The following is an 18,583-nucleotide window of genomic DNA, read 5'->3' on the forward strand; positions in this document are numbered from 1 at the left end:
CCCCGTCCCATCACTTGTGCATGTAAACCGCGCGTTCGTGGCTGAACGCCTTGAAGCCGAAGTAGCCGTGGTAGCTGCCGGTGCCCGAGGCATTCACGCCGCCGAACGGCAGGTTGTTTTCGAGATAGTGCGAGAACACGCCGTTGACGGTGACGCCGCCTGACGAGGTTTCATTGAGCACGCGCGCCACATTGGCCTCGTCCGAGCTGTAGACATAGAGCGCGAGCGGCTTGTCGCGGGCCTGGATGTAGCCGATGGCCTGGTCGAGACTGTCGTAGGTCATCACCGGGATGACGGGTGCGAAGATTTCCTCCTGCAGGATCTTCATCTGCGGAGTGACGTCGGTCAGCATCGTCGGATGGATGGTCAGGTCATCCGCTTCGAGAACGCCGCCGGCGGCAACGGTCGCGCCCTTCTCCACCGCATCGTCGAACAGCGCCTTCACGCGCGCGAAGTTGGCGGGATTGACGACCTGTGCGATCGCTTCCTTCTTGATCTTGCCGTCGTCATAGAGATTGGCGGCGACGCTGGTCTTGAAGCCTTCGACCAGCGCGGCCTTCTGGTCCTCGCGGATGAAGACGTAATCGGGGCTGATGCAGGCCTGTCCGCCGTTGAACTGCTTGGCGCCAGCAAGCTGCGCGGCGACCTTGGCAATGTCGGCGCCTTCGTCGACGATGACCGGCGATTTGCCGCCCAGTTCGAGCGTGACACTGGCGAGGTGCTTGGCGGCGGCGGCCATGACGATCTTGCCTACGCGGGTGCTGCCGGTGAAGAAAATGTGGCTGAAAGGAAGGTCGAGCAGTGCCGACGCGACCGACACGTCGCCTTCGAACAGCGCAACCTCGTTTTCATCGAAGGCTTCGGCGATGATTTTTGCACCGACTTTGGCGGTGGCGGGGCACAGGTCGGTCAGCTTGACGATGCAGCAGTTGCCCGCCGCCACCGCTGCGGCCACCGGGCCAAGCGCGAGGCCGAGCGGGAAATTCCATGGGCCGAGGATCAGGCAGACGCCGCGCGCTTCGTAGATGATCTGGGCGCGGTCGTCGGGATTGCTCGACGAGGCGACTTCGGTGGGGGCCATCCAGGCATCGAGATTGTCGATGTTGCGCTGGATATTGCCGAGCACGTTGAGCACCTCGGTCACGCGGATTTCGCCCACCGGCTTGCGCGTGTCTTCAAGGACGGCGGCGATGATGTCGTCGGTATGGGCCTCGACCACGGCTTTCAGCTTGGCCAGCTTGGCCTTGCGCTGATCGGCGTTGGTGGCCTTCACCTTCCACTGGTTTTCCTGCTGGAGCGCGAAGACGCGGGCGATTTCGCCGGAGAGGTCGGCGGCGGTCGGCTGGGGCTGGGTCATGGTTTCACGGGCCTTGGGTTCATTGATGTGCACGAAATGGCCCGTGCGGCGGCGCGGGCCAAGTGTTCATCCGCACGATTGCCAGCCTGTGAAACGTTAGGCAACCGAACTTTTTACCGTAGGCGGATTTGCGGCGGGGCTGGTCCTCAGCCCATGCCGTAAGCCGACTTCATCCCGCCTTGCCGGTCGAGGTCCAGCGCCATGATCGCAATGTCGTGCAATTCGCCCGAAGCATCGCGGACGTGATCGCGCAGCAGCGCTTCGGGGAGGAAGCCGAGATCTTCGAACACCTTGAGCGCGGCGCCCTGATCGGGGGTGATCCGCACGGTCAGCTTGGAGACGCCGTCGGCCATGGCCATGGCCAGACATTCCTGCGCCAGCACGCGGCCAAAGCCGGTGCCGCGCATCTCGGTGGAGATCAGCATGCGGATATCGGCGACATGAGGCGACCAGCTCAGTTCATCGCGGGCGAGCGCGGTGCAGCCGACCATGCGGTTGCCGTCGTGCGCGACAAGGCTGCGGATCAGCCCGCGTTCGACCTGGTCGATCCATGCGGCGATGACCTTGGGATTGCGGATGTCGCGCATCAGGAACAGCAGATCGTGCGCGGGCAGGGCCCGGGCAAAGGCGAGCAGCGCATCGGCGTCGGCGCGTTCGAGCAGGCGCAGGGTGATCGTGCGCTTGCCTGCGGCAACGGTGCGGGGATATTGGGGGGTATCGGACATCACACGGACCTTTTGCCAAGCCATTCGTCGATCAGCGGCCACAGGCGGCGCAGCGCTGCAGGACCGGCCACGAGGCTGACGTGGCCGCCCTTCGAGATGATTTCCTCGTAATCGGAAGTCGAGGTCAGGTCTTTCAGCGGCTGGGTCGCTTCAAGGCTGACGATATGATCGTGCTGGGCGACGATGTTGAGGATCGGCCCTGCGATATTGGCAAGATCGGCCTTGCGCCCGGCGATTTCGAGCGTGCCGGAAGCGAGCGCGTTCTCCCACATCAGCAGCTTGATCTGCTCGCGGAAATATTCGCCCGGCACCGGCAGGGTTTCAGCCGCCCAGCGATCGAACATGCGGTAGGAGCGGACGAATTCATCGTTCCACATGTTGGTCCACAGCGTCATCTTGCCGGCTGCGCGGTTGGCGGGGCGGGCAAGATCGAACGCGCCGAGCATCAGTTCGGGCGGGATGATGCCGAGCCGGTCGACGACCTCATCGATATCGAAATGGCGCTTGTCCGCCCATTTCTGGAACAAGTGCATGTGGGTGAAATCAACCGGCGTGGCGAAGAGCAGCAGGTTCTTCACACCGGTTCCGGGATAAAGGCTCGCGTGGATCGTGGCGAGCGTGCCGCCCATGCAGTAGCCTGCAAGCGACACGTCATTTTCGCCGGTGATCTCGGCGATCTTGGCCAGGGCATCGGGGATGAAGCGGTCGACATAATCGGTGATCGCAAGGTGCGCTTCATCGCGGCGGGGCGGCGCCCAATCGAGATTGAACACGTCATACCCGCGCCCGAGCAGGTATTCGACCATCGACTGGCCCGGCGCGAGATCGAAGATGTATCCCTTGTTCGATGGGGGCGAGACGATCAGCAGCGGCAGGCGGTAGATTTCATCGACCACGGGGCGGTAGCGATAGAGCAGCGCGGTGCCTTCGCGGTGGATCAGGTCCTTGGCCATTGCGCCCACTTCGGCGCGGGGCGCGGTGAGGAAGTCCAGGCCCTTGATGTTGCGCTTGAGCGCCCGGTCGACATCGCGGCGGACGCGCTCGGCGATGGCTTCTGTGGTGAGCTGGTCGGTTTCGCTCATGCCTTTGGCTTGGGCGGCTGTTTGGTGCGGCGCGGTTCGGCAGGCGCGGGCGCGGCTGCGGCCTTGCCTGCAAGCGCCTCGATGGCGAGGCGCACCCGGTCGATCGAATCCTCCAGCCCGTCAAGCCGCTCGGCCAGGGCTTCGACCTGGGCCTTGCTTGGCAGGTTGAGGTTCTTGAGCAGCGTTTCCATCTGTTCGGCAAAGGCACGCTGGGCCACGACCTGAACCTTGGTCGCCTGACCCATCATCGCACTGAATTGCTCGCTCTCGGTCAGCTTGCCCGACCAGGAATTGATTTCCTGTTCCCACTTGCTGACCATCTGCTGCCACTGGGCGACGGGATCAAACGGTGTCTGGCTCATGCTTGTGGTGCCTTTCCGTAGAAGTTCAGGTGGCGAGCGAAATGTAGCCGAGTTGCGCGGCTTTGAAGACGGTCTGGCTGCGGTTGACCGCGTTCAGCTTCATCGAGGCGTTGTGAATGTGGAAGCGCACGGTGGCGCGGCTGCGGCTCATGATCATCGAGATTTCGAGGTCGGTCTTGCCGATGGCCGCCCAGCGCAGGCACTCGACCTCGCGCTTGGACAGGCGCGAGCCCGAGGGCAGCGCCTGTGCCGAGCCCATCGCGTGGACGTAGCTGGCGATGAAGGTGCGCGAATAGATGCCGAGCGCGTCGCCGATTTCGAGGAACAGGTCGTCCAGCTCGGTCAGGTCCTGATCGAGCGGGTTGAAGCTTACCGCGCCGATCTGCCCGAACGGCAGATGCACCGGCACGACGATGGCGGCGCGGGTCATCGCGCGAGTCTCGAAGTTGGTGAGGTCGATCGCAGTGAGATAGTGGTTGGGCTGGCGGGTGTGGAAGCCGCTGGCGTTGGCCCAGAACGGCTCGCTTTCGAATCGGCAGGCCGAGGTCAGCGGCGAATCGAGCGCGATGCGCGAATTGCGCCACCACACCTTCTCATCGTTCCACCCGAACACGTCGCGGGCGAGGATGTTGCCGTCGGCGTCAACCGGTGTGCGCTTGTCGGCAATATCGTGGGCAGGGGCGGGGCGAACGCCTGCTGCCATGGCGATCTTGTGCAATTCCTCAGCCGCGCGGCGCACGTCCTGCGGACCGCTGATCCGGACAGCGTCGATGGATTCGACCGAAAGCTGCACTGTTCTCTCCTGTTATCGGTGTGGTTCCGGCCATTGTCTGTCTGCGCGCCTGTGACGCCTAACACACTGAAACGGGCCGACCCCGCACTTATGGGCACATCCTTACCGGTCGCGCGGCATCTAAACAACGACGGTATTGGCAAAAACGCCTAGTCTTTTGCCCAGCGTGGCGGCACCTTCGACGATGCTAGAGGTCACCTCCAAGGAGAGGGACGTGAATTTCGACCTGAACGAAGACGAAGAGATGCTGAAGGCGCTGGCCGAGCGCTTCGTCGACGATCATTACAGCGATCTCGACCATCGCCGGGGCTACCTGGCGGGGGCGGACGGCTATTCTCCGGAAATGTGGGCGCTGCTGGCGGAACTGGGGCTTGTCGCCGCACCGCTCGGTTTCGAGAGCGGCGGGATGGCGCTTGACGCAACGGCCATTGCCACCGTGTTCGAAGCGCTTGGGCGCGGGTTGGTGGTCGAGCCTCTGACCGAGAACGTGATGGTCGCCGCGCGCCTGCTGGAGCGCATCGCGCCCGAGGACGTGCAGGAAAGCTGGATGGAAGCGCTGGCGATGGGCAGCCGCCGCATCGCGCTGGCCCATGCCGAACATGGAGCACGCGGTGGACGCACTTTCGTGGCGACCACGGCGGACGGGATTGGCGCGCTGACTGGCGCCAAGACATGCGTGCCTGCGGGCGCAGGCGTTGCCGCCTATATCGTCAGCGCGCGTGAGAGCGGCGCGCCGACCGATGCCGCGGGCGTGGCATTTTATCTCGTCGATGCCGCAGCGCCGGGCCTTGCCATCAATCCGTGGCGCATGGCCGATGGCAGCGTTGCAGTGTCCTTGACGCTGGACGCGGTTCCCGCGATGCGGCTGGGCGGATCGCTGGACGATCTGGCGCAGAACGACTTGCTGGCATCGCTGGCACGATCGGCCGAGGCGCTGGGGATCATGCAGCGCCTGTTCGATGCGACGCTCGATTATCTGCGCACGCGGCAGCAGTTCGGCACGACGCTGGGAAGCTTCCAGGCAATTCAGCACCGCATGTCGGCGCAGTATGCCGTGATCGAACAGGCCCGCGCGCTGCTCAATCTGGCAATCGTGCGGCAGGGGTCTGACGGCTTTGCCAGCGCGGTCCACGGCCTGCGCGCTTTCCTTGCGCCTGCCAGCGTCGAACTGGGGCACGAGATGATCCAGTTCCACGGCGGCATGGGCGTGACCGACGAACTGTTCATCGGCCACGGCCACAAGCGTCTGCTGGTGCTGTCACGCTGGCCGGACGAACCGCAAGTGGCGCTCGACCGGTTTGCCGGGGTAGCCTGAGGGGTCGGGCCTCAAGGTTTGAGGCTGGCGTTTCGGGCGGGCGTTACTGAAACGCCTGTTACTGATCAGAATTCCGCCCAGTCCTGCGCGACGGCAAGGTTGCCCTCGCTGGCATAAGTCCGCGCGGGGACGGCACGAGGCGGAGCCTTCGGAGTGGGGGCGCTGCGGGCCGGTGCTGGAAACTCGGCATTTTGCGTGCGGAATGCGCCGACGCTGGCGGACAGCGTATTGGCCTGCTCGGCAAGGCTGCGCGCGGCGGCGGCGGTTTCCTCGACCATGGCGGCATTCTGCTGGGTCATCTGGTCCATCTCGGCGACATTGGCGTTGACATCGCGCAGGCTGGAAACCTGATCGCCGGTCTTGTCGGCCACGTCGGTGATGAAGGTGTTGATCTCGGTCATGCGCGCCGACAGTTCAACCAGCACTTCGCGGGTGTTCTCGACCGTGGTCACGCCTTGGGCAACTGCGGTGGAACTGGTCTGGACAAGTGTCTTGATGTCTCGCGCGGCATCTGCGCAGCGCTGGGCGAGTGCACGCACTTCAGTGGCTACGACCGCGAACCCGCGCCCGGCTTCACCTGCACGCGCCGCCTCGACCCCGGCGTTCAGCGCGAGCAGGTTGGTCTGGAAGGCGATGCCATCGATCAGCCCGACGATCCGCGATATCTCCTCGGACGAACGTTCGATGTCCTGCATCGAGGTGGTCGCCGATGCCGCGATGGTCTGGCCTTCGTGTGTGCGGCTGACGACGCTGGTGACCGAGCGGTTGGCCTCGCGCGCATTCGTTGCAGTGGCCGAAAGTGCGGCCGTGACTTCGTTCATCGCGTTGGAGGCGCGCTGCAGGTTGGCGGCCTGGCGTTCGTTGCGCTGGGCAAGGTCGGCCGAGGCTTCGTTGATCTCGTCACCGCCGCGCAGGACATGGGCCGACATCGAGCGGATCGTGTCCATCGTCGCCGAAATGCTGGCGATGCCCTGATTGTAGTTGACCCGCATAGCCTCGTAAGGGCCGGGGAACGGCTCGTGCAGGGTTGCCGTCAGATCGTTCTGGGCAAGCCGCGACAGCGCGTGGTTCATCTGGTCGATGATGCGCTGCTGCGTTTCAAGGTCGGTGGTTTTCTCGATGGTATCGCGGAACGTCTCCATCGCCTTGGTCAGCCGGCCAACGCAATCGGTGTGGTGGGTGTAGGCGACAGGGCTTTTCGTGTCGCCAGCGGCGAGCGCTTCCATGCGCAGCACGGTATCCACGTAGGGCTTGCAGATCCGCTCGCTGGTGAGCGCCATGATGCCCATGACGGCGGCAATCGAAAGCCCGGCGATGACGCAGACTTCCATCAGCGCAAATTGCGGGGCGAGCAGGAGTGCCGGCACATCGAGCAGATTGATCGCGGCGGCAGCGGTGAGCGCGACGGACAGGACGCGAAACTTTTCGCGGATCGGCGCTTGGGTGACAAACCGGTCGAACATGGTTCCCTCATTGCCACCATCCGGTGTGCAAGCGCCGGGAATGCCTTGGGTCCGGCCCTGGCGGATGGGGTGTGGCCGGGATTTTACGGCGCAGCGGGTGAACGGAACCCCCTGCAGACCATACGCAAAACGCCGCATGATCTTTGGGACAGGGCGGAAGTCTTCCGCCGTCATCGTCCCAAGGTACAATTGGCGACGGCCTGCGCGCGGCCCACAGTGCTTCCTGATCTCATCAATAATGAATTTGGAGGACCGGGGATGTTGGAACAGGCCATGGGCAAATTTGCCGGCAGCTCGCTCATTCGTGACCGTTATGAAAACTACATCGGCGGCAAGTGGGTCGCGCCGGTGCAGGGGCAGTATTTCGACAACGTCTCGCCGGTGACCGGCCAGGTGGTGTGCCAGGTGGCGCGCGGGACGGCGGGCGACATCGAACTGGCGCTCGACGCGGCGCATGGCGCCAAGGACGACTGGGCGAAGGCGTCCACCACCGAGCGCGCGAACGTGCTGCTGAAAGTGGCCGACCGCATGGAGGAAAACCTCGACCTGATCGCGATGGTCGAGACGATCGACAACGGCAAGCCGATCCGCGAGACGACCGCCGCCGACATTCCGCTGGCGATCGACCATTTCCGCTATTTCGCCTCGTGCCTGCGCGCGCAGGAAGGCTCGATTTCCGAAATCGACCATGACACGATTGCCTATCACTTCCACGAACCGCTGGGCGTGGTCGGCCAGATCATCCCGTGGAACTTCCCGATCCTGATGGCAGCGTGGAAGCTGGCGCCTGCGATTGCGGCGGGCAACTGCGTGGTGCTCAAGCCTGCCGAGCAGACCCCGATGTCGATCCTCGTGCTTATGGAAGTGATCGGCGACCTGCTGCCGCCGGGCGTGCTCAATGTGGTGAACGGCTTCGGCATCGAGGCGGGCAAGCCGCTGGCCAGCAACAAGCGCATCGCCAAGATCGCGTTTACCGGCGAGACGACGACCGGCCGCCTGATCATGCAGTATGCGTCCGAGAACCTGATCCCGTGCACGCTGGAACTGGGCGGCAAGAGCCCGAACATCTTCTTTGCCGACGTGATGGATGCCGATGACGACTTCCTCGACAAGGCATTGGAAGGCTTCACCATGTTCGCGCTCAATCAGGGTGAGGTCTGCACCTGCCCGAGCCGCGCGCTGGTGCACGAATCGATCTATGACCGCTTTATCGAAAAGGCGATTGCCCGCGTCGAGGCGATCAAGCTGGGCAGCCCGCTCGATGCCTCGACGATGATCGGGGCGCAGGCATCGAACGACCAGATGGAGAAGATCCTCAGCTACATCCAGATCGGCCGTGACGAAGGCGCCAAGGTTCTGACCGGTGGCGAACGGGCGATGCACGAGGGCGAGCTTTCGAGCGGGTACTACGTGCAGCCGACCGTTCTGGAAGGCCACAACAAGATGCGCGTGTTTCAGGAGGAAATCTTTGGGCCGGTGTTGGCGGTGACCAAGTTCTCGACCGACGAAGAGGCGCTGGAGATTGCCAACGACACGCTTTACGGCCTTGGTGCCGGCGTGTGGACGCGCGATGGAACGCGCGCCTATCGCATCGGGCGCGGCATTCAGGCCGGGCGCGTGTGGACCAACTGCTACCACGCCTATCCCGCGCACGCGGCGTTCGGCGGCTACAAGCAATCGGGCATCGGGCGCGAGAACCACAAGATGATGCTGGACCACTACCAGCAGACCAAGAACCTGCTGGTCAGCTACAGTCCGAAGAAGCTCGGCTTCTTCTGAGGTTGTATCATCGGAATTACGCGGCGCGCTCTGGCCTTATGGTCGGGCGCGCCGCAAGCCGTTTACCCAAGGCGCCGGAAGAGCGCGAACAAGGAGAGATGCAATGGCACAAGTCGTCGTCAACGTGATGTACAATGCGCCCGCCGATCCGCAGGCGTTCGAGCACTATTATGCCGAAACGCACCTGCCGATTGCGGGCAGGATTCCCTCGGTCGAGCAGATCGTGCTGCTCAAGGGCATGGCCGGGCCGGACGGTAGCGCGCCGCCTTACTACCGCGTGGCGCAGCTGTTTTTCGCCGATGCTGCCACGATGGGCGAAGCGATGGGCTCGGCTGAAGGGCAAGCCGCCGTGGCCGACCTTGCCAACTTTGCAACCGGCGGGGTCAGCGTGCTGGTGGGCGAGGTCGTTTGACCGCGCCGCCGCGCGTTCTTTCCACGTCCGCTGCCGATGAATGGATCGCGCGGCTCAAAGGCGTGAACGGGCCGCTGATGTTCCACCAGTCGGGGGGATGCTGCGATGGCTCTGCGCCGATGTGCTTCGTTGCGGGCGAGTTCCGCGTCGGCGGGCAGGATGTGCTGCTCGGGCATGTAACCGGTGATGTGCCGGTGTGGATCGGCGCGGCGCAGTTCGAATATTGGCGTCACACCCAGATCACTATCGACGTGGTGCCGGGACGCGGCGCGGGGATGAGCCTCGAGGCGCCCGAAGGGGTGCGCTTCGTGGTGCGCAGCCGCGTGTTCAGCGATGACGAGGCCGATGCGCTGGTGCGCGCGGGCGAGCCGCCGCGCGGCGATACTTATCCGCTTGGCGGGAGCGACGGCGCCGCATAGAGTTTATGGTACAGGACCAGACGCCCGAAAAGAGGTGCGGTCCTTCGGGAGAAAATGATGACCTTGCAGGTGGATGCAGACGACAGGAGGCTGGTGGCGTGCACTTCACGCAGCCCTGATCCTGCGCGCGCCGTCGCCGAACTTGCAGCCGAGGTCGGCGATAGAGCGCTGGCGGGCGCGCTGCTGTTCTGTTCGAACAGCTATTCGCGCGATGCACTGGCACGCGAACTTGCGGTGCAATTGCCAAACGTGCCGCTGTTTGGCTGCACCAGCGCGGGCGAACTGGCCGATCGCGGCTATGACACCAATTCCATCGTGCTGATCGGCTTTCCGGCAGAGATATTCTCGATCGAATCGCTGCGGTTCGACGATCTCGACCATTTCGATGCGCAAGCCGCGCAAGGTGCGATCCGTCAGCTGGTGGCGACCGAGCGCCACGGGCGTAGCAGTGATGAAAGCCTGCACCAGGTCGCGCTGTTCTTCGTCGACGGGCTTTCGCACCGCGAGGAATTGCTGACGATGACCGCGCAGCACGCGCTGGGCGATATCCAGCTGATCGGTGGATCGGGCGGCGACGGGCTTTCGTTCAAGGACACCGCCGTGCTGCACGACGGCGCGTTTCATGCCGATGCGGCGGTTATCGTGCTGCTGACAAGCCGCCGCCCGCTCCACGTGTTCTGCACCAATTTCTACCGCCCCGGCCCGTCCAAGATGGTGATCACCGAGGCGGACCCGGAATCGCGCGTGGTCCACGAGATCAACGCCGCGCCCGCCGCAGAGGAATACCTGCGGCTGTCGGGCAGTCCGGCGTCGGTGCTGGACGCGCACTTCTTTGCCGCGCACCCGCCGATCGTGCGCACTGGCGGGCAGTTCCACATGCGCTCGATCCAGTCAGCCAACGATGACGGGTCGCTGACATTCTATTGCGCCATCGATACCGGGGTGGTGCTGTCTTTGGGCGAGCCGGTGGACCGGATCGCCGCGATGGAGGAACTGTTTGCCGAGATCGAGCGCAAGGTCGGCACGATCGACCATGTGATCGGCTTCGACTGCGTGCTCAACCGCCTCGATGCCGAAGACCGCCAGCAGGCGCGCGCAGTCTCGCAGATGTATGTCGCCAACCGCGTCTTCGGGTTCAACACTTATGGCGAGCAGTTCCGCGCGGCGCACATGAACCAGACTTTCACCGGGCTAGCGGTCGGGCGATGAGCGGAATCGCGCTTCCTGCCGTGGCCGAAGGCGAGGGCGAGGTTGCCCGGCTGCAGGCGCGCGTGCGCCAGCTTGAGAAGATCAACGCGGCGCTGATGGACCGGGTCGAACGCTCGATCGACATGGAGGGCGGCGCGTTCTCGATGTTCGAGACGGCGATTGCGCTGGAGTCGGTGGTGCGCGACCGCACCAGCGCCCTTGAAAACGCGATGAGCGAGCTGAATCGCGTGATCGCGGCGCTGGCAGCTGCCAATGAGGACGCCACGGCGGCCAGGGTGCTGCTGCGCGACGCCATCGAATCGCTGAACGACGGGTTCGCGCTGTTCGATGCGGATGACCGCATGATCCTGTGCAACCGCGCCTATATCCGCATTTTCCCCTCGTTCGAGGAGATTTCCGACGCTTCGCCCGAGTTCTCCGAACTGGCGATCCGGCTGGCCAATACCGGCGCGACGGTGGGGTCGAAGATCGCGCCCGAGCGCTGGCTGCGCGACCGGGTGGAGCTTCATCGCCGTGCCGAGGGTGCGCATGTTCAGGCACTGAGCGACGGGCGCTGGATCCAGATCAACGAGATCCGCACCAGCGACGGCGGCATCGTCGGGATCTATACCGACATCACCCAGGTCAAGGCAGAGGACGCCCGGCAGCGCGCGCTGGAACTGGCCGAGCGCAACCTTGCATTGCAGGCGACGCTCGACACGCTTTCGGAGGGCGTCTGCCTGTTCGATGCGCAGCGCCGGATGCAGGCTTCGAACGAGGGGCTGGTGCGCGTTCTGGCGCTGGGCGAGGGGGCCGAGCAGGTCGGTGACCATGCCGCGCTGCTGGCGTGGTGCACCGATCGGCTCGGGCTGGACCTGCCGCAGGCGCTCGACTGGCGGCACGGCACGACCCAGCGGCTGGCGGCTGATTGCATGGTGGGCGGGCGCAATTTCGTGATCCGTTCGGTGCCGCTGAGCAATGGCGGCATGGTGTTCACGTTCGACGACGTGACCGACCACGTGCGTCTGCAACGCTCGCTGACCGAGACGGCCGAGACGCTGGAGCGCCGGGTGAGCGAGCGCACGGCGGAGCTGATCGAGGTCAATCGCCAGCTGGTCGAGGCCAAGAACGAGGCGGAAAGCGCCAACCGGTCGAAGACGAGTTTCCTGGCGGCGGCGAGCCACGATCTGTTGCAGCCGCTGAATGCGGCGCGGCTGTTCGTCTCGGCGATGGACGGGCACGCGCTGCCCGAACGCCCGCGCGCGCTGGTGCAGCAGACCTCGACCGCGCTCGATTCGGTCGAGGATTTGCTCGAGGCCTTGTTCGAGATTTCGCGGCTGGATGCGGGTGCGATCCAGCCTGAATTCGTCGAGCTTTCGCTCGGCGGGATATTCAATGCGCTGCGGGTGGAGTTCGCCCCGCTGGCGGCGGCAGGGGCGCTCCGTTTCGATGTGCCCGACACGGCGCTATGGGTGCGCTCGGACGCAAGGCTGCTGCGCCGCGTGTTGCAGAACTTCGTGTCCAACGCGATCCGCTATACCGAGGCGGGCGAGGTGGGCGTGGACGTGAGCCTGCGCGGCGATGCCGTGGTGGTGACGGTGCGCGACACCGGGCCGGGCATTGCGCCCGAAGACCGCGAGGAAATCTTCGAGGAATTCCGCCGGGTGGGGCGCACGCAGAAGATTCCGGGCAAGGGGCTGGGCCTTGCCATCGTGCGCCGCGTCTCGACCATGCTGGGCCACGCGATCGACCTTGAATCCGAGCCGGGCCGGGGGTCTGCCTTCTCGATCACCCTGCCGCAAGTCGCGCCCGTGCCGGTCCAGGTGCGCGAGGAGGAGCCGGTGGGCAGCGCGGCGCCGGGGGCAGGCGGCCTTGTGCTGGTGATCGACAACGATCCGGCCATCCTGTCGGGCATGGAAGCGCTGCTGGAGAACTGGGGGCTGGAAGTGGTGACGGCGCAGGGTCCCGGCGAGCCTGCGGCCCATGCCGCGCTGGCGCAAGGCCCGGCGATGCTGATCGTCGATTACCAGCTTGACGACGGACTGACCGGCGATGTGGCTATCGCGGCTTTGCGCGCGCGGGCCGGGCGCGACATTCCGGCGATGGTGATCACCGCCGACCGCGCCGAGGAAACCAAGGCACTCTTTTCAGACCTTGCGCTGCCGGTGCTGAACAAGCCGGTGAAGCCCGCGCAGCTGCGGGCGTTGCTGCGGCAACTTGAGGTGTTGTGAGGGGGGGGATGTTGCGCACAGACCCTTGCCCTAACTCTTCAATCCCACCTTGCCCGCCATGATCACTGCCTGGGTGCGCGAGAAGACGTTCATTTTTTGCAGGATGGCCGAGACGTGGGCTTTGACCGTGGTCATCGAGACGTCGAGTTCGTAGGCGATCTGCTTGTTGAGACGGCCGGCGACGAGGTGGCCGAGGACGACGCGTTGCTGCGGTGTCAGGCTGTCGATGCGGGCGCGGATCAGGTCTTCCTCGGCGGCGGCGGATTCATCGCCTTCCAGCTCGGGCATGTAGATTTCGCCTGACAGGACCTGGCACAGTGCGTCGACGATGGCGGCGCGCTTCAGCGATTTGGGCACGAAGCCTGCCGCGCCTGCCGCCAGCGCATCGCGCACGGTGTTGCGGTCGGTCACGCCCGAGACCATCACCACCGGCGTTGCCGGGAAACGGTCGCGCAGGGCTTCGAGGCCCGAGAGGTGCGAAACGTCGGGGATGTTGAGATCGAGCAGGACGAGGTCGATATCGCCTTCGCTTGCCAGAATGCGCAGCGCGCCTTCGAGGCTGTCTGCTTCGAGGATCGTGCAGGCGGGGAAGGCATCGTCGAAGATCGAGCGCAAACCATCGCGCACCAACGAGTGATCGTCGACGATCAGGACGCGGTCGGGGGCGGAGGTATCTCCCATCATGCTGTCCCCAAAGGATACTTTCGGTGCTGCGGATTGCGGCAGTGCGGCCACGTTCGTCATGCTTTCTACCCGGGGAGGGAATGGAGCGCCAGAGGTGTGAAGCTCTGGCGCCCGATTGTATGTGCGCTAGAGGTTACTTGGGAAGTTTGAACACCCAGAGCATGCCGCCCTGGCTGATTTCCTTGAAGGTCTTGGCCACTTCGCCGCCCCACAGCGGAACCGCGCCGCCCCAGCCCGACATGACCGCGACGTACTGTTCGCCGTCCTGCTCCCAGGTTACCGGCGAGCCGACGACGCCCGAGCCGGTCTGGAACTTCCACAGTTCGGTGCCGGTCTTGGCGTCGAACGCCTTGAGGTAGCCTTCGGGCGTGCCGGTAAACACCAGATTGCCGCGCGTGGCCAGAACGCCGCCCCACAGCGGGGCCTTGTTCTTGTATTCCCACACGATCTTGCCGGTGGCCGGGTCCATCGCGCGCAGCGCGCCGATATGGTCTTCGGCGATCGGGCGAATGGTGAAGCCCGCACCGAGATAGGCCGCGCCCTTCTTGTAGGCGATCGGTTCGTTCCAGATGTCCATGCCCCAATCGTTGCTTGGCACGTAGAACAGGCCGGTATCTTGCGAGAAGGCCATCGGCATCCAGTTCTTGCCGCCGAGGAACGACGGGCTGGCGAAGACCGACTTGCCCTTTTCCGCGCCGTTGGGAGCGCCGGGGCGGTTCTCGGGGACGAAGTTCGGGCGACCGGTCTTCATGTCGATGCCGTTGGCCCAGGTCGTCTGCATCACGAACTTGCTGGCGCCGACCAGCTTGCCGTTGGTCCGGTCCAGGACGTAGAAGTAACCGTTGCGATCGGCCTTCGCGCCGAGCTTCATCGGCTTGCCCTTGATCGTGGCATCGAACGGCACGAATTCGTTGACGCCGTCAAAGTCCCAGCCATCGTGGGGGGTGGTCTGGTAGTGCCACTTGATCACTCCGGTATCGACATCGATGGCGAGCGTGGAGGCGGTGTAGAGGTTGTCGCCGGGGCGCAGGTTGCTGTTCCACGGACCCGGATTGCCGGTGCCGAAGTAGACGAGGTTGGTGCCCGGATCATAAGTGCCGCCAAGCCAGGTCGCGCCGCCGCCGGTCTTCCACAGATCGCCGGTCCAGGTGGCATTCAGCTTGCCGGTCATGCCGTTGGGCTGGCCCTTGAGCGTGCCGGTGTGGCCTTCGATGACCGGACGTTCCCAGACCAGTTCGCCCGTATCGACGCTGCGTGCCTGCACCGCGCCGACCACGCCGAATTCACCGCCGGAATTGCCGGTGATGACCATGTCCTTGACGATCAGCGGAGCGGCAGTGGCCGAATAGCCTGCCTGATAATCGCCGGTCTTCTTGTTCCACAGCACCTTGCCGGTGTGGCGGTCGAGCGCGACGAGGTGCGCATCTAGCGTGGCGAACAGGATCTTGTCGCCGTGGATGGCCGCGCCGCGATTGACCACGTCGCAGCAGGGCATGATCCCATCGGGAAGGCGGGCGTTGTATTCCCACTTCTTTTCACCGGTGCGCGCATCGAACGCGAAGAGGCGCGAATAGGAGCCGGTGACGTAGATCGTGCCGTCATAGACGAGCGGCTGCGATTCCTGCCCGCGCTGCTTCTCGCCGCCGAGCGAGGATGCGAAGACCGGGATCAGCTTTGAAACGGTCTGGGTGTTGACCTTGTCGAGCGTGCTGAAGCGCTGCTGCCATGGGCCCATGCCATAGCTGAGGACGTCGCCGGGGGTGGCGGCATCGTTGACGATGTCTGCGCTGGTCGGGCCAGCTGCTGCTACCGGCATCGCCATAAGGCTGGTCGCACATGCGAGCCCTGCGATGAGATGTGAAAAACGCCGCTTCATCCTGTCCCTCCTGTTATGGGGTTCTTGTGCGATCGGGTGTTTGCGCCTTGCGGGACTCTCCCCAGATGCGCCGCAGACTTCCCGTCGTCAAACAGCAACCTATCGGCTGGGGTAGTGCGCACAATTGCACCTTGGGATGAGGGGGTTGCGGTGGGCTGAGTGTGGATCCCAAAAAATGCTGCGCAGCATTTCCGCAGGTTCGGGGGACGCCGGTCGCAGACGGCATCCCCGCTCCCCCCTCGCGCCTTGCGGCGTGAAATCCTGGGGTCAGGCCTGTGATGCCAGCGCGGGTCGCCAGGCGACGCCGTGGCCCGCGAAGATGTCTTTCATCTGGCCGCCTGCGATCATCTTTTCGATCAGCTCATCCAGGGCGAAGCCGAGGTTGCGGGAGTTTTCCTTGACCGCGATGCCGATGTCCCAGCCCGCCGACATCATCAGCGGCAGCGGCCCCTTGCGAACCTTGATCCCGGCGGCGGGATGATCGGCGACGACCGCCTGAATCTGGGCGGTGGTGGCGACCGAAAACTCGGCGCTGCCATCGACCAAAGTCGCAGCGGCGGCATAGCCGTTGGGCAGGTGGACGAGGTCCTTGGCGAGTGCGCCGCCTGCGTGGCCGAGCAGGTAGAAATCGGGGATCGAGGCGAGTTCGGCGGCGACCGGCCTGCCCTTGAAGCTGACCGGGTTCGCCTCGCAATTTCCGCCGTCTGCGGAGCAGGCCGCGCCGAACGTCTCGCGGTAATAGGGGGCGAGGAAGACGCAGTTGTCCTCGGCCTGCATGATCTGCCGGTCGAACGGCACGTGCAGCATAACGTCGCAGGGCTGGAAGCCGAGCAGCCCGCCGCGCCAGACGACATTGCGCAAGTCGCCCGATAGGTCCTCGTCCGCGGGGAACAGCTGGAGATCGGCGCGCAGGCCGAGGCTGGCGGCAAGCGCGCGGGCAATGTCGGCATCGATGCCTGCCACCTTGCCACTATCGTCCCACGACCAGGGCCGGTTGTCCGTATAAAGTCCGACCCGAAGGACTCCGAGGTCTTTGACCTTCTCGAGCGGGGCGGCCCTGATCGTGGAAGGCAGGGCGAGCGCTGTTGCGCCCAGCCCTGCCAGAAATGCTCGGCGGTTGGAGCGCGGGGCGCTCATTCGCCCGCTCACTCTTCCGTGTGCTTGGATTCGATCCAGGTGCGGATCGCCCAGCCCGCCTTCTGGCCGATCACTTCGCCGAAGGGCGGCATATAGACCTTGCCGTCATGGCTGGAGCCGTGGCGATAGCGCTCGACGAACCATTCATCGCCCGCATCGCCGGTTTCGAGATAGCGCAGATCGGGCGCGATGCCGCCCGAGATGGCTTCAAGCCCGTGGCAGCGCGCACAGTTCTGGCCATAGGCCGATTGCCCGATTTCGAGCGCCTTGGCGTTTCCGCGATAGGGATTGACGCTGACCCAGGTGTCGTTGCCGCCGGCAAGATCGGGCAGGGCGGTGGTGTCGACCGCTTGCGGGGTGACATTGCCGTGCGCCGAAAGGCTCGATGCGATGGCGGCAGATGCCAGGGCAGCCGCTGCCAGCAGGGCCACGCGGGCCGGTTGGATCTTCATCGGTCAGGTATCCTCTGCGACTTGGGTGCGAATGAGTGTCCGCCCCAAGAATTGGCTTGGTGTAACAAGGCCGTGGCGCGCTGCCAAATAGGACCATGGTACAAGACCAAGGTGCCATTTCGTTCAGCACTGGTTACGCTTAGGCTATGGCTATGGAGAGAAACCGACAAGCCTTCGCTGCGGCATTGCTGGCCGCGTCAGCCCCGATTGTCGCAGGCCCTGCGGCGGCGCAGACGGTCTATGTCAGCAACGAGCGGTCCTCGACCGTTTCGGTGATCGATGTGGCGCAGGGCAAGGTCGTGGGCGAATGGCCGGTGGGCAAGCGCCCGCGCGGCATCACCTTTACGCGCGACGGGCAGCACCTGCTGGTCGCCGCCAGCGCCGACAACGCGGTGGAGTTGCGCGATCCCGCAAGTGGCGCGCTGCTGGCGACATTGCCATCGGGCGCGGACCCCGAGCAGTTCTTCGCCAGCTATGCGGGCGATCTGCTGTTCGTGGCGAACGAGGACAATGCGGCGGTGACCGCGGTCGATCTCGTGGGCCGCAAGGTGGCGTGGCAGGTGGTGGTGGGCGACGAGCCGGAAGGCGTGGCGCAAAGCCCCGACGGCAAATGGCTGCTGGTGACCAGCGAGGAAGACAATGCGGTGAGCTGGATCGACATCGCCACGCGCACGGTCACGCAAGAAATGGAAACGGACGCGCGGCCCCGCCATATCGAGTTCGCGCCGGGCGGTGCCAAAGTGTGGATCGCGGCGGAAATGGGCGGAACGGTGCACATTGCCGACGTCGCTTCGCGCAAGATCGAGAAGACGCTGACGTTTGCCCCGCCCGGCGTGCAGGCCTACAAGGTCATGCCCTGCGGCATCCGCTTTACGCCTGACGGCAAGACGGCGGTGGTCGCGCTGGGGCGGGCGAATGCCGTTGCGGTGGTGGACGTGGGGACCGCAACAGTGCGCGGCTACGTCACCGTGGGAGAGCGGCCCTGGCATCTGGCGATCACCCCCGATGGCGCGCGGGCGATTGTTGCCAACGGGGCAAGCGATTCGGTTTCGGTGGTCGATATTGCCGCTATGGCGGTGACTGCGACGATCCCTGCTGGCGGCGGGCCCTGGGGGGTCGCGCTGGGGCGGTAGGATTGGCCATGGCGTGCGTCCTTCGACAGGCTCAGGACGAACGGATTCTGGGCAACTATCCATACAACTTCCGTTCGTGCTGAGCCTGTCGAAGCACCCGCGCCCGACAACGCCGAGCACGCGTTCGTCCACAGCCTGTCGAAGGACGCACGCGGCATACGCCACCACCCCCGTC

17 protein-coding genes are annotated in these 18,583 nt (G+C 64.7%); 7 read left to right on the forward strand and 10 right to left on the reverse strand.

All coding sequences use genetic code 11. The features are described from left to right. Nucleotides 1-10 precede the first annotated feature (10 nt). The 5 genes from RM192_RS18660 to RM192_RS18680 all read right to left on the reverse strand — a co-directional run bounded on the left by RM192_RS18660 (nucleotide 11) and on the right by RM192_RS18680 (nucleotide 4,319). Complete coding sequence (locus RM192_RS18660; protein WP_311509165.1) at nucleotides 11-1,357, reverse strand: aldehyde dehydrogenase family protein; 1,347 nt, start codon at nucleotides 1,355-1,357, stop codon at nucleotides 11-13. A gap of 146 nt (nucleotides 1,358-1,503) precedes the next feature. Next, on the reverse strand, nucleotides 1,504-2,082 hold the full coding sequence (locus RM192_RS18665; protein ID WP_311509166.1) for a GNAT family N-acetyltransferase: 579 nt from the start codon (nucleotides 2,080-2,082) through the stop codon (nucleotides 1,504-1,506). Continuing rightward, complete coding sequence (locus RM192_RS18670) at nucleotides 2,082-3,164, reverse strand: alpha/beta fold hydrolase (protein WP_311509167.1); 1,083 nt, start codon at nucleotides 3,162-3,164, stop codon at nucleotides 2,082-2,084. Before RM192_RS18670 ends, RM192_RS18665 begins: the two co-directional genes overlap by 1 nt. Then, nucleotides 3,161-3,526, reverse strand: a complete 366-nt coding sequence (locus tag RM192_RS18675) for a hypothetical protein (RefSeq protein WP_311509168.1) — start codon at nucleotides 3,524-3,526, stop codon at nucleotides 3,161-3,163. Before RM192_RS18675 ends, RM192_RS18670 begins: the two co-directional genes overlap by 4 nt. 25 nt (nucleotides 3,527-3,551) lie before the next feature. Beyond that, nucleotides 3,552-4,319 (reverse strand): LuxR C-terminal-related transcriptional regulator, encoded by a 768-nt coding sequence (locus tag RM192_RS18680; RefSeq protein ID WP_311509169.1) that lies wholly within the window; start codon nucleotides 4,317-4,319, stop codon nucleotides 3,552-3,554. 214 nt (nucleotides 4,320-4,533) lie between these two features. Between RM192_RS18680 and RM192_RS18685 the strand changes: the two genes are divergently transcribed. After that, nucleotides 4,534-5,634, forward strand: coding sequence for an acyl-CoA dehydrogenase family protein (locus RM192_RS18685; RefSeq protein ID WP_311509170.1), 1,101 nt, complete (start codon nucleotides 4,534-4,536; stop codon nucleotides 5,632-5,634). 65 nt (nucleotides 5,635-5,699) lie between these two features. On the opposite strand, the gene RM192_RS18690 is transcribed toward RM192_RS18685, so the two are convergent. Continuing rightward, a complete protein-coding gene (locus RM192_RS18690) occupies nucleotides 5,700-7,097 on the reverse strand; it encodes a methyl-accepting chemotaxis protein (RefSeq protein ID WP_311509171.1) in 1,398 nt (465 codons plus the stop codon). Between the two features lie 258 nt (nucleotides 7,098-7,355). On the opposite strand from RM192_RS18690, the gene adh reads away from it, so the two are divergent. The 5 genes from adh (at nucleotide 7,356) to RM192_RS18715 (ending at nucleotide 13,126) form a co-directional block, all read left to right on the forward strand. Continuing rightward, on the forward strand, nucleotides 7,356-8,876 hold the full coding sequence (adh, locus tag RM192_RS18695; protein ID WP_311509172.1) for an aldehyde dehydrogenase: 1,521 nt from the start codon (nucleotides 7,356-7,358) through the stop codon (nucleotides 8,874-8,876). A gap of 103 nt (nucleotides 8,877-8,979) precedes the next feature. Further along, a complete protein-coding gene (locus RM192_RS18700) occupies nucleotides 8,980-9,288 on the forward strand; it encodes an EthD family reductase (protein ID WP_311509173.1) in 309 nt (102 codons plus the stop codon). Then, the gene (locus tag RM192_RS18705) at nucleotides 9,285-9,707 is read left to right on the forward strand and encodes a DUF779 domain-containing protein (RefSeq protein ID WP_311509174.1); all 423 of its coding nucleotides are present in this window, start codon (nucleotides 9,285-9,287) and stop codon (nucleotides 9,705-9,707) included. Before RM192_RS18700 ends, RM192_RS18705 begins: the two co-directional genes overlap by 4 nt. A 57-nt stretch (nucleotides 9,708-9,764) precedes the next feature. Next, entirely contained in the window at nucleotides 9,765-10,916 is a 1,152-nt protein-coding gene (locus tag RM192_RS18710; RefSeq protein WP_311509175.1) for an FIST N-terminal domain-containing protein, read from the forward strand. Next, the gene (locus RM192_RS18715) at nucleotides 10,913-13,126 is read left to right on the forward strand and encodes an ATP-binding protein (RefSeq protein WP_311509176.1); all 2,214 of its coding nucleotides are present in this window, start codon (nucleotides 10,913-10,915) and stop codon (nucleotides 13,124-13,126) included. Before RM192_RS18710 ends, RM192_RS18715 begins: the two co-directional genes overlap by 4 nt. 30 nt (nucleotides 13,127-13,156) lie before the next feature. Here RM192_RS18715 and RM192_RS18720 read toward each other — a convergent pair whose 3' ends face one another. From RM192_RS18720 to pedF, 4 genes are all read right to left on the reverse strand, one after another. Next, nucleotides 13,157-13,810: a response regulator transcription factor gene (locus tag RM192_RS18720; protein WP_409233844.1), complete on the reverse strand. Its 654-nt coding sequence runs from the start codon at nucleotides 13,808-13,810 to the stop codon at nucleotides 13,157-13,159. Nucleotides 13,811-13,943: 133 nt separating this feature from the next. Continuing rightward, the gene (locus tag RM192_RS18725; RefSeq protein ID WP_311509178.1) at nucleotides 13,944-15,686 is read right to left on the reverse strand and encodes a methanol/ethanol family PQQ-dependent dehydrogenase; all 1,743 of its coding nucleotides are present in this window, start codon (nucleotides 15,684-15,686) and stop codon (nucleotides 13,944-13,946) included. A 267-nt stretch (nucleotides 15,687-15,953) separates the two neighbouring features. Then, nucleotides 15,954-16,823 carry a transporter substrate-binding domain-containing protein gene (locus RM192_RS18730; protein ID WP_311509179.1) on the reverse strand — a complete coding sequence of 290 codons (870 nt, stop codon included), beginning with the start codon at nucleotides 16,821-16,823 and terminating at the stop codon, nucleotides 15,954-15,956. Nucleotides 16,824-16,831: 8 nt separating this feature from the next. Continuing rightward, nucleotides 16,832-17,275 (reverse strand): cytochrome c-550 PedF, encoded by a 444-nt coding sequence (gene pedF / locus RM192_RS18735; RefSeq protein ID WP_311509180.1) that lies wholly within the window; start codon nucleotides 17,273-17,275, stop codon nucleotides 16,832-16,834. Nucleotides 17,276-17,427: 152 nt separating this feature from the next. Here pedF and RM192_RS18740 point away from each other — a divergent pair, with 152 nt between their 5' ends. Beyond that, a complete protein-coding gene (locus RM192_RS18740) occupies nucleotides 17,428-18,408 on the forward strand; it encodes a PQQ-dependent catabolism-associated beta-propeller protein (protein WP_311509181.1) in 981 nt (326 codons plus the stop codon). Nucleotides 18,409-18,583: the final 175 nt, after the last annotated feature.

The organism is Novosphingobium sp. MMS21-SN21R, from assembly GCF_031846015.1.
Lineage (GTDB): Bacteria > Pseudomonadota > Alphaproteobacteria > Sphingomonadales > Sphingomonadaceae > Novosphingobium.